Origin of the sequence: Bartonella taylorii (assembly GCF_023920105.1) — a bacterium.
Classification (GTDB): domain Bacteria; phylum Pseudomonadota; class Alphaproteobacteria; order Rhizobiales; family Rhizobiaceae; genus Bartonella; species Bartonella taylorii.
Genome location: NZ_CP083693.1, coordinates 583,332 through 595,235, shown reverse-complemented (window position 1 = coordinate 595,235; position 11,904 = coordinate 583,332). Strand labels below are relative to the sequence as shown.

General features: G+C 36.7%; 8 protein-coding genes. 4 read left to right on the top strand and 4 right to left on the bottom strand.

Annotated elements, in window-relative coordinates:
- Positions 1-2: 2 nt before the first annotated feature.
- Positions 3-326 (bottom strand): HesB/IscA family protein, encoded by a 324-nt coding sequence (locus tag LBE40_RS02480; protein ID WP_004859047.1) that lies wholly within the window; start codon positions 324-326, stop codon positions 3-5.
- 106 nt (positions 327-432) lie between these two features.
- On the opposite strand from LBE40_RS02480, the gene LBE40_RS02475 reads away from it, so the two are divergent.
- The 3 genes from LBE40_RS02475 to LBE40_RS02465 all read left to right on the top strand — a co-directional run bounded on the left by LBE40_RS02475 (position 433) and on the right by LBE40_RS02465 (position 6,074).
- Entirely contained in the window at positions 433-1,635 is a 1,203-nt protein-coding gene (locus tag LBE40_RS02475; protein WP_004859048.1) for a deoxyguanosinetriphosphate triphosphohydrolase, read from the top strand.
- 31 nt (positions 1,636-1,666) lie between these two features.
- Positions 1,667-3,424 (top strand): arginine--tRNA ligase, encoded by a 1,758-nt coding sequence (gene argS / locus LBE40_RS02470; RefSeq protein ID WP_004859049.1) that lies wholly within the window; start codon positions 1,667-1,669, stop codon positions 3,422-3,424.
- A gap of 157 nt (positions 3,425-3,581) precedes the next feature.
- Positions 3,582-6,074, top strand: coding sequence for an SPOR domain-containing protein (locus LBE40_RS02465; RefSeq protein ID WP_252615218.1), 2,493 nt, complete (start codon positions 3,582-3,584; stop codon positions 6,072-6,074).
- A gap of 157 nt (positions 6,075-6,231) precedes the next feature.
- On the opposite strand, the gene LBE40_RS02460 is transcribed toward LBE40_RS02465, so the two are convergent.
- Positions 6,232-6,540 (bottom strand): hypothetical protein, encoded by a 309-nt coding sequence (locus tag LBE40_RS02460; protein WP_004859056.1) that lies wholly within the window; start codon positions 6,538-6,540, stop codon positions 6,232-6,234.
- Positions 6,541-6,840: 300 nt separating this feature from the next.
- Between LBE40_RS02460 and LBE40_RS02455 the strand changes: the two genes are divergently transcribed.
- Positions 6,841-7,947 carry a branched-chain amino acid aminotransferase gene (locus tag LBE40_RS02455; protein ID WP_004859067.1) on the top strand — a complete coding sequence of 369 codons (1,107 nt, stop codon included), beginning with the start codon at positions 6,841-6,843 and terminating at the stop codon, positions 7,945-7,947.
- Positions 7,948-8,067: 120 nt separating this feature from the next.
- Here the strand turns inward: LBE40_RS02455 and glpX are convergent, their stop codons facing one another.
- Positions 8,068-9,054 (bottom strand): class II fructose-bisphosphatase, encoded by a 987-nt coding sequence (gene glpX / locus LBE40_RS02450; RefSeq protein WP_004859070.1) that lies wholly within the window; start codon positions 9,052-9,054, stop codon positions 8,068-8,070.
- A 149-nt stretch (positions 9,055-9,203) separates the two neighbouring features.
- Entirely contained in the window at positions 9,204-10,514 is a 1,311-nt protein-coding gene (locus LBE40_RS02445) for a homoserine dehydrogenase (protein WP_004859074.1), read from the bottom strand.
- Positions 10,515-11,904 lie beyond the last annotated feature (1,390 nt).

Sequence of the window (11,904 nt, the reverse complement as noted above, 5' to 3'; positions counted from 1 at the left end):
TTCTAAATTGAAAAACTTACACCGCAACCGCATGATGAAACAGCATTAGGATTATGAATTTGAAAAGACTGTCCCATAAGATCATCAACAAAATCAATTTCAGCTCCTTCCATGAAGGGAAGTGATAGTGAATCAATAAAGACAATCGCCCCATCTTTTTTAAGAATGAGGTCATCTTCGCTCATTTCAGAAACCAAATTATATTTATAAGAAAAACCCGAACACCCACCACCTTCAACAGAAATACGTAATCCTATTTTATCGGGTTCATTCAAAAGTATCTGTGCAATCCGTTTGGCAGCAACATCTGAAATATTCACACCCATCTTATATATCCTTGCATTAAACTATCAAGAAAGAGTATCCCCAACTCAAGAAAAGTTTATTAATTATAAACCAATCCTAATTTAGGATGAGAATGGACAGCTTGCAATGGATATAAACAATATCAATTTCAATTACCAATCTCGAGCGGTCTATAGTGCTAACCCGCAAACAAGCCGTGGTAGATTATTCCATGAAGCTGTGAATACTATGCGATCACCTTTTCAACGAGACAGAGATCGTATTATTCATTCTAATGCATTTCGGCGCCTTAAACATAAAACTCAAGTGTTTATTGCTGATGAAAGCGATCATTATCGTACGCGACTGACACACTCAATAGAGGTTTCTCAAATTGCACGAACATTAGCCCGTGCACTCTGTCTTGATGAAGACCTTGCCGAAGCCATTGCTCTTGTTCACGATTTTGGGCATACGCCTTTCGGCCACGCAGGAGAAGATGCCCTTAATGAAGCAATGAAACCTTATGGCGGTTTTGACCATAATGTACAAGCGTTACGCATTGTCACAAAGCTGGAACAGCGTTATGCAAATTTTGATGGACTTAACCTTACTTGGGAAACACTCGAAGGACTTGTAAAGCATAATGGTCCCCTTTTAGGTCCCTATGCAAACAGCAAAGATGTTCCAATCGATATTCTACAATACAATGCAAAGCAGGATCTTGAGCTAGACTGTTTTGCTGGTCTAGAAGCACAATGTGCTGCTATTGCTGATGATATTGCTTACAATGCGCATGATATCGATGATGGTTTACGTTCGCAATTTTTAACACTCGATCAGTTCGAACATATTTCACTGACAGCAACATTATTAAAAGATATAACAGATGAACATCCACAACTCGATCAAGATCGGCGCGGTTACACACTTGTACGAAGACAGATAACAACCATGGTTGAAGATGTTATCAAACAATCACAAGAAAACTTAACTCGTCTCAAACCAACAAGCATAAAGGATGTTCACCAAGCAAAACAAACCATTATTACCTTTTCGCCCACAATGAGCGTTTATGAAAAAGAACTAAAAGACTTTCTGTTTAAAAATCTTTATTACCATGATCAAGTCCTCAGCCGTCGCAATGCAGCAAAATGCATTGTACAAAAATTATTCGACTGTTATTATGAAAATCCAAATACAATGCCTGAAAGCTGGTGCAGCAAAACAGCTCACTTGACGAATCAAGAGTTAGCACGTCTTATTGCTGACTTTCTATCAGGTATGACCGATCACTATGCTCTACGCGAATATCACCGTTTATTTGACCATACAGGTAATTTCATTTAATTGCTTTTGAATACCATGATGGAAGTTGAATATGAATGTCTTTAAAAACTTCGAAAAAAAAATTAAAAAATCACTTGAACTATCTGATATAAAAGGAAAAAATGGAGAATATTTAGATTTATCAAAAATCACCGTTGACCCCCCACGTGATTCTTCACACGGCCATTTATCAACCAATGCTGCTATGGTGCTTGCAAAGTCTATTGGACTGAGCCCCCGTGCACTTGCAGAAAAGATCGTAGAACTTCTCAAAAATGATCCCTCTATCGATTGTATTGATGTAGCCGGTCCTGGTTTTATCAATATCAAGCTTACAAAATCATTTTGGCAAGATGCAATAAAATCCATGCTTGAATTAGGAATCTCTTACGGTCGTATACCAATAGGACAGGGAAAACGCATCAATGTTGAATATGTATCAGCAAATCCGACAGGACCGATGCACGTAGGACATTGCCGAGGTGCCGTTGTTGGGGATGTTCTCTGCAATTTGCTACAATTTGTCGGCTATAACATTACAAAAGAGTATTACATCAATGATGCTGGTAAACAAATTGAAGTTCTCGCCCACTCCGTACTGTTGCGTTATCGCGAAGCTCTTGGACAAAAAACTAATGAAATTCCAGAAGGACTCTATCCTGGTGAATATTTGATTCCATTGGGACAATCGCTTGTTCAAGAATTTGGCGATAAATTACTAACTATGGATAAAAATGAAGCTTTAGCTATCGTGAAAGAGCGTGCAATTCATGCAATGATGTCAATGATTCGCGAAGATTTGGCTGCTCTTAATATTTATCACGATATCTTTTTTTCTGAACGTATGCTTTATGCAGATAATGCGCGTGCTATTCGTAACACAATTAATGACCTTACTTTAAATGGTTATATTTACAAGGGCAAGCTCCCTCCTCCAAAAGGACAGAACACAGAAGACTGGGAACCAAGCGAACAAACTTTGTTCCGTTCAACAGATGTTGGAGATGATCAAGACCGTGTTTTAGTCAAATCTGACGGTTCTTACACTTATTTTGCTGCTGATGTTGCTTATTTCCGTGATAAATTCAATCGTCATTTTGATGAAATGATTTATATTTTAGGTGCAGATCATGCTGGTTATGTAAAGCGGCTAGAAGCGATGGCAAAAGCGATTTCTGACGATAAAGCCAAATTGAGTGTTTTCTTATGTCAATTAGTAAGGCTCTTTCGCAACGATCAGCCTGTGCGCATGTCAAAAAGAGCAGGATCATTTGTCACCTTGCGTGATGTTGTGGAAGAAGTAGGTCGTGACCCTGTGCGTTTTATGATGCTATACCGTAAATGTGAAGCACCTCTTGATTTTGATTTTGCGAAAGTAACAGAACAATCAAAAGATAATCCCATCTTTTACGTACAATATGCAAGTGCACGTTGTCATTCAGTCTTTCGTCAAGCGCAAGAAACCCTTCATATTAAAAATTTCTCAAAAGACACAATGATCCTCCACCTTAATAGATTAACAGATGATAATGAAATATCCCTAATACGCAAACTTACTGAATATCCACGCATCATTGAACAAGCTGTAATTCATAAAGAACCACATCGATTGGCGTTTTATCTCTATGACCTTGCTTCCAATTTCCATGCTCATTGGAATAAAGGGAGTAACAATCCCCATTTACGCTTTATTCAGCCCGGTGACAAGGAACTATCACTTGCCAGACTGGGATTAATACAAGCTATCATGAATATTTTATCATCAGGGCTTACAATTGTAGGAGTAGAAGCATCAACAGAAATGCGTTGAAAAAGTTCTCTAAATACATAAAATAAGTACTTTATTGATAAACTTTTTCATATATCCTTGTCATAGGAGGGGGAAATTTTATAATTTCAAAATATAATACATTAAAATTAACCATTTTTTATTGCACGCGAATGCAAATCATCATGTGAGAAAAGCTATGAGCGATAACGATCGCAAAAATCCGCACGAAATGAAAAAAGTTCATGAACACCATGATCCTTTAGAGAGGCTTACACGAATTTTTCATCCGTACAAACAAAACGAAAACCAAAACGATCAATCTTCTTTACAAACTGATCGATCAGTACCTCATCCCCCTAAAACTTCATCTCATGATGACGACTTTGATTTATCCTTTCTAGAAACAGAGCTTGAAAATAGTTTAACGCATGACTTGCCATTTGATGATCAAAAAAAGCAACAGAATTTACGCACAGTCACCAATGAGCAAATTTCAAACGTTACACCAACTACTTCTTTTAACTATCGAGAAAAAAGTGGTTTTTTGTCTGAAGAAGCACATTCTTTACCTATAAGTCATGATGAGGAAAAAATTTTAGACTCACTTTCCCCATTACCTATTCAAAAGAATCAATCACCTCAAAATAGTGCTACACCAATCAGTAGCGATCCTTTTTTTGAAGAAAGCGATTTTAGTATACAATCAGAAAAATTCTTTTTTGATGAAACTGATAAACGCAATAATAAAGGTGTCACTACAGAACCGGCTGAACAATCCGACCGTTTTTCACAAACAGCCTCACAACAAGCAGATACTCCTAATATACAACGAAATTATGACGATAATCAAAGCTTCCACGACACTCCTGTAAACCCTCCATCTAAAGTTTCAAATGATCAACAAAATTGGGTTAAAGAATATTATACTGATGTTCCTCTCCCTTCTACGGATACAAACATATTTTTCTCACCTTCTGATATTATTTCAGAGAGAAAGAACACCGCAAGAAATGAACCAGCAAGTAATTTCCCATTATCTTTAGATTCAACATACATCGACAAACAATCTGATTTAAAAAGCTTTTCGCAAAAAAGCCATACTACCGATTATCCGCAGTCTTACGAAGAAAAATTCTTAGAACAAGAAGTTTATGCTGCAGAAATTCCAGAATATCGTGAAGCACAAGCCCAATACATCAATAATGCTCAAAATATCTCTGATCAAAACAATTTAAATAGTATACGTCCTTCCTCAGAAATCCCTCGTACAATACAAAAGGATAGTTTTTTTTCTCATAACTACACACACAGGGATACCCCCCCTCCAAATGTCGATACTTATAGATTTGCAGAGGAAATCGTAGAAAAAACTGGACCAATTATGGTTCCTGAAGTCCCGTATGAAGCCCCAGAATATGATGTACCAACAGATAATTTAAAAGAAGAGTTTGCTGATGTATTCAATGTAGGAAATATTACAGAAGCGGATTTTTCGCAACAACAACAGCAAAATGAAGTCCTCAATGAAATCTTTCATCAAACCATGCAAAATCCAAAAGACGATGCATATACAAATTCTCAAGATCAAAATGCTAACTATTTTCCCGCCGACAATATGAGATATGACTCCTCCTCTTTTCCCGAGGATTCTTTATACAAAGCTGCAAATAAAATCCCTACCCATATATCAGCCACTCCTCCTTTAAAAAGTTTTATTGTTGGCAAAACTCTTACAAAAAGTGTTGTTCTTCTTATCTTAATAGCAATTGGCTTTGCCGGTTATTCCTACTTTTTTATGCCATCAAAAAATGAAAACACACCCATTATCCATGCTGATAATACGCCCTTCAAATTCAAACACGAAACAACTGAAACGAAGAATGATGTTGGACATAATTTAGATATTTATAAACAAACAACTGAAGAAAATGAAAAACAAGAAAACATGCAACAATCTCTTATTGATAATTCTGAACAACCTGAAAAGTTAGCAGAATTAAACCAACAGGAATCTACGAGTTTTTCATCCTCTTCTCTTAATGAATCTGACGTTGAAGATGCCGTGACAGAAGCCATCAATCACACCATTCCAACGCGAGAAGTACAGACTGTTATTGTAAACCAAGATGGCACAGTTGTACTGGCGCCAATGCATCACACAGAGAAAAAAAATTCTTATGAAACAGAAGAAACAACTGATCAAACTATTGTAGAGAAATTTCAAGACTCTCCCCCTGTTTCTTCGCACGATTCCGATATAAATAACAAAGCAACAGAAGATAATCTCATGAGGGATATTGATAAAATAATAGCTGAGAATACTTCTACCTCTAGTATTAAAGGAAAAGTTATACCACTTCCTTCGCATGCAGAGAGAAGTTTAGAACCACAAACACATGCTGCTTCTCACCCAACATCATCAAGCCAAGTAGCCACACAAAATTCAGAAAGTTATTACGTACAACTTGCATCCCAACCAACCCAAGCACTAGCTAGAGATTCTTTGAAAAACATGAAGTCCAGATTTGGATTCCTTATCGGCACTCGTCCTTTAAATATTCAGTCTGCTCTCATACCAGGAAAAGGAATCTATTATCGTGTTCGTATTCAAACGCAAAATCGCAATGACGCCATAAACCTTTGTGAAAACATAAAAAATTCTGGAGGAAGTTGTTTCATTACACGCTAAATAAATAATGCGACGGCTTTTAAAACCGCTGCACTATTTATTGTGTTGCCATTTAATTAACTTATTGATTAACTTCAGGAGTTAAAATCCTATTATATTTTTCTATCTCATACACGTGAAGTAATTTTATTCCTTAATCCATACTAGATTAGATTCTTTACTCTGAAGAGTTTTGTTCATGAGTTAAAGGTGAACCCGTACCCTTATAGGTATAAGGTACTGGAGATGTTGGATTTAAATCTTTCCTCGGACTTGTTATCATTTGATTTGATTCTGTACTATTATAGTGAGAGATACGCTCAGGAGATTTTTCAAAAAAAGATCCTAAAAAACCAAAAATAAACCAGATAATAAAAAGTCCAAGAAGAATAGCAAGAATACCTTTACCAATCGAATTACGCTGTTCACGATCTTTCTTTTCTGCAGCTATACGTTCCTCGTATGTGTGGTAATTTCTATCAATCATAGTAAGTTCCTTTTCTCAATCCCCCTGCCTTTAAGCTATAAGATATGCGTTTTAAATTATTCAGACACTTATTTTGAAAAACGATAACTATGTATAAAGGTTCCAGATTACATGATAAAATTGAAAAGAAGGATTATAAAACAGAAACAAAAATATCTCTTAAGAGCCCTTCCTTTTAATTCTATAATAAGGTCATTGACATAAATGACTCACTAGTAATAAAGTTGTAATAAATGTATCTCATTATTTTTATAATAAAAAAACACGTAGAAATAGAGCACATCCCAAAAGGTTTTACTTATGAAATCTCCTACATCACCGCTTCCGTTTACAATAGAAAAGCACCCATCACCTCTGTCAGACGGGAACCGTGAAGAAATTCTAAAAAGTCCTGGTTTTGGTCAATTTTTTACAGATCACATGTGTACCATCCAATGGTCTAAACCCAAAGGTTGGCATAACGCCGTTATTTCTCCATACAAACCTTTAGAGATTAACCCAGCAAGTACCGTTTTGCATTATGGGCAGGAAATTTTTGAGGGGTTAAAAGCATATCGTGCAAAAGATAGACGCATTTTGTTATTCCGCCCTGATGCCAATGCACAACGCTTTATAGAATCGGCGAAGCGTTTAGCTATGCCGGAATTACCACAGGATATCTTTTTGAATGCAGTCCATCAATTGGTAAAAATCGATCAAAAATGGGTTTCTGATCTTCCAAATGCAAGCCTTTACATACGCCCATTCATGTTTGGCAATGAAAGCTTTTTGGGAGTTCGCCCTTCTGAAGAATATATTTTCTGTATCATAGCATCTCCTGTTGGATCATATTTTAAAGGAGAAGAAAAATCTGTTAGCGTATGGATCGAAACAGATTATAGCCGTGCTGGTCCAGGGGGTACAGGCGCTGCCAAATGTGGGGGCAACTATGCAGCAAGCTTACTTGCACAAAACAGTGCAACACAAAATAATTGTAGCCAAGTACTTTTTCTTGATATGCTTGAACATAAGTGGATTGAAGAACTCGGCGGCATGAATGTTTGCTTTATTATGGCAAATAATACACTTGTAACACCTGCACTTAATGGCACTATCCTTCCAGGAATAACACGTCATTCAATTTTACAGTTAGCACAACAAATGGGATTAACAATAGAAGAGCGTGCTTATTCTTTTGAAGCGCTCAAGGAAGATGCACGAAGTGGTCACCTTAAAGAAGTCTTTGCCTGTGGTACAGCAGCCGTTATTACATCAATTGGCCGTTTCAAATACAAAGGTGGCGAGTTCGTTATTGGAAATGAAATGATTGGTGAGATCACAAAACAACTTCGCACCCAACTGGTTGACCTTCAAAGAGGCAATATAGAAGATAAAAATGGCTGGGTGCATGCTGTCCAGCTCTCATAACAATAAAAGATATTTCTAAACTATCATCAATGCTTCCATAAAGTCCTCTTAAAGTTTTTATGGAAGCACACTTTCAACGATATTCTTTTATTTCTTAAGTAACTACGACAGAAAAAAGCATTAATCAAATTTTGAATAATCCCTATGCTGTGCTTTAATATTACGGATTGTACCGGTATGTGAACGCATCACAAGAGTTTCCGTCTGGATATAACGAGGAGTAAATTTAACACCAGAAAGCATATTGCCATCCGTTACACCCGTTGCAGAAAACAACACATCACCCTTTGCCAGTTCTTCCATTGTATAAACTTTATTGGGATTATCGATTCCCATTTTGGCCGCACGTACAATTTTTTCTTCTGTATCAAGCTGCAAACGTCCTTGCATCTGCCCACCAATACAGCGTAAAGCTGCAGCCGCTAGCACGCCCTCTGGTGCTCCCCCAATCCCCATGTAGATATCAATACCCGTTTCATCTGGATGAGTTGTATCAATAACGGCAGCAACATCTCCATCACCAATTAAACGAATTGACGCCCCCGTTGTTCGCACTTCATTAATTAGTTTTTCATGGCGAAGACGATCCATAATACAAACAGTTACCTGATTAACCGCAACTCCCTTAGCCTTTGCAAGAGCGTGAATATTATCCGTAGGAGAGGCATCTATATCAACAATCCCCTTTGGATAACCAGGACCAATAGCAATTTTTTCCATATAAACATCAGGGGCATAAAGTAAATTACCTTTTTTAGCAATTGCAACCACCGCTAGGGAATTAGCAAGATTTTTAGCACAAATCGTTGTGCCCTCAAGTGGATCAAGTGCAATATCAATTGCCAACCCATTTTGAAGACCTACTTTCTCTCCAATATAAAGCATAGGAGCTTCATCACGTTCACCTTCGCCAATCACCACTGTACCATCAATAGGCAACCGATTAAGTTCGCGACGCATCGCATCTACAGCAGCTTGATCAGCAGCCTTTTCATCACCACGCCCGCGCCAGCGTGCAGCTGCAACAGCAGCACGTTCAGTTACACGGACCAATTCAAGTGTTAAAATACGATCAAGTCCATTTAAAATTTTCTGGGTTGTGGGCATATGAAAAATCCTACCGAATGAGTGCTAGCAGAAACTAGCATTTATTGCTAAGTATTAAGAAGAAAGCTTTTGACAAAGATAAGAACTTTCCACAAGAGAAAAAAGTATTCAAGCTTCTCCCCTTACTATTATAAATCAAATTATCAATTCTACGCCATAGGTTCGATACGAATAAATTGAGATTTTGCAACAAGATGACCATCTTTTTCAATTGCTGCAAGTGCTTGTCGTACATTCACTTCCGTTGTTTCATGCGTTATTAAAATGATTGTTTTTATAATCTGACTCTCTATAAAAGACCTTTGAACAATTGACTCTAATGAAATGTGATTATCAGCCATATGCCTTGCAACTGCCGCAAAAACACCAGCACGATCATGAACATTCAAACGAATAAAATAACCACCTGCATGTTGAGAAATACGTGCTTTTTTATGAGGAGAAAGCCCCAATGCAGGACTTCTTAAAACAGGTGCATACTGAAAACCAGGACGCGCTTTCGCTATGTCAGCCAAATCGCCAATAACCGCTGATGCTGTTGCCGCTCCTCCAGCACCAGGACCAGAAAACAATAATTCACCTAATAAATCACTTTGGATAGAAAGAGCATTCGTTACACCGTGAATCTGCGCAATCATTGATGATGTTGGTACCATTGTTGGATGAACACGTTGTTCGATTCCAGAATCGGTTTCTAATGCAACTCCTAAAAGCTTAATCCGATAACCCAACTCATCCGCTGCACAGATATCAATTTGCGAAATATTGCTAATTCCCTCAACATAAACGTCATCTAACGAAACCGCAGTTCCAAATGCCAAACTTGTCAATAAAGCTAATTTATGAGCGGTATCATGGCCTCCAATATCAAAAGTGGGATTAGCTTCAGCATAACCAAGTTTCTGCGCATCTGCCAAACAATCTTTAAAGGAAAGACCTTCAGTAAACATGCGTGTTAATATATAATTGCAAGTTCCATTGAGAATGCCATAAATCCGCGATATACGATTAGCGACAAGCGATTCCCTCATCGCTTTGATGATAGGAATCCCCCCTCCAATGGCAGCTTCAAAATGAAGAAAAATACCTTTTTTTTCTGCAGTTACAGCAAATTCCACCCCATGTCGAGCAAGAAGCGCCTTATTGGCAGTAACAACATGATGTCCCACTTCAAGCGCCTTTTTAACAGCTTCATATACAACATTTAATTCACCACCAATTAATTCAATAAAAACATCAATCTCATTAGAAGCAGCCATATCCACAGGTGAATCGAACCATTTCACATCACTCAGATCAATGCCACGATTACGCCCCTTATCACGCGCACTAACAGCAACAATTTTGATTGGTCGTCCACATTGGCAAGCCAAATCACTAGCTTTTTCACGTAGAATTCTAATAACTGAAGTACCAACCGTACCAAGACCGGCAATGCCAACTTTTAAAGCTTCTGCCATTATCTAACTACTTATCCCTATCTTCTGAAAAATACTTAAAAGACGCGTAACCCAACGTAAATAATACTTACAAATAAATACAATCTAGAGAAATCCCCAACTCTCTTCAACCCAATTTTTCCCTTAATACAACAACAGCACGCGTTCAATACCCCTCTAAGAACATAAATATTTATCTCTTTCAAAAAATAATAGCCTTCATAAAAGCTACTTCTGCAGATACTAAAGATTAGTAATAAGCACACGAAAAACTTTCAATTACAAACGTCATATTGCTTTTTATACACCTTTCAAAAAATAGCACCATAAAGAGACATTATTTTGTATCATTCGTAATGATAACTTTTATGAAAATAGAAGTGTGCCATAACCCTTAACAAAACTTTATATATATCAAAAACTATAAACCATCGATTTCCAATAGAAAAACTTATCTGCTTTCCTAACATTAAAGATGTTTTACATATAAACTAAATTATTGCAGAATCTCTCGATGGAAACATCCAAAACTTATAGGTGCAGATTATCATCAACAAATTATACAAAAGGATAGTTTTATTTTTAGCAAAAACAAAAGCCTTTTCATAAAGGAAAAACTCAATAAATAAAGCATAGAAACAAAAAATTCCAAAGAACAATCAACAACTGGCTATTGAAGATTTGGTAAAGTGCACGGAAAAATGTTTCCTCTAACAACGCATATTGAGGAAACAACATTCTTACACATGATGAATTAAGAGAACAAAATAAAAAAAACTAGATTAGAAAATAAAATCATATCTCTTGCTAGCGTTTCACTCCTTGAGAGATATTAGGAATACCCTCTCTTTAATTCAGCCTTAACACTCTATATATCTAAATGAAACCTTAAACAAAGCAGAGGTCACAAAATTTGGTTTGTACCACAACCCAATTCTAAAGTATTGCGCACTATAGCGTAACGACAACATTTACTAACTCAAACGCTTCATATCACCTTATCATCAACACTTTAAAATGCTGACGCATTACGATTAAACACACCTACATCGTTTCTCATAAACATAACAGTTTTTAAAAAGAAATTGTTTCAGATATGTAAAAAAACAAGCAGTAAACTTTCATTTTTTCCAAAATTTTCTTATTCAACCACGTAAAAATGAAAATGAGAAAAAGCGATAATTAACTTCCCTTTTTCTTTGGATATGATGCAATATTGTTCTCATTTTTACGGTGTGGACTTTCTTTCATTCTATCAAATGAAATAAGTCTACATTGTAAAGGCAATTTTTAGGTGATTCGAATCATTTTTTAGCTTATCAATGAGTATTTATCGTTCTATTTCCACAAACTGCTCTGTAGTAGCTTGTAGTTTTACCGAAAATCTAGATAACCTCTCTCTTTCATAGAA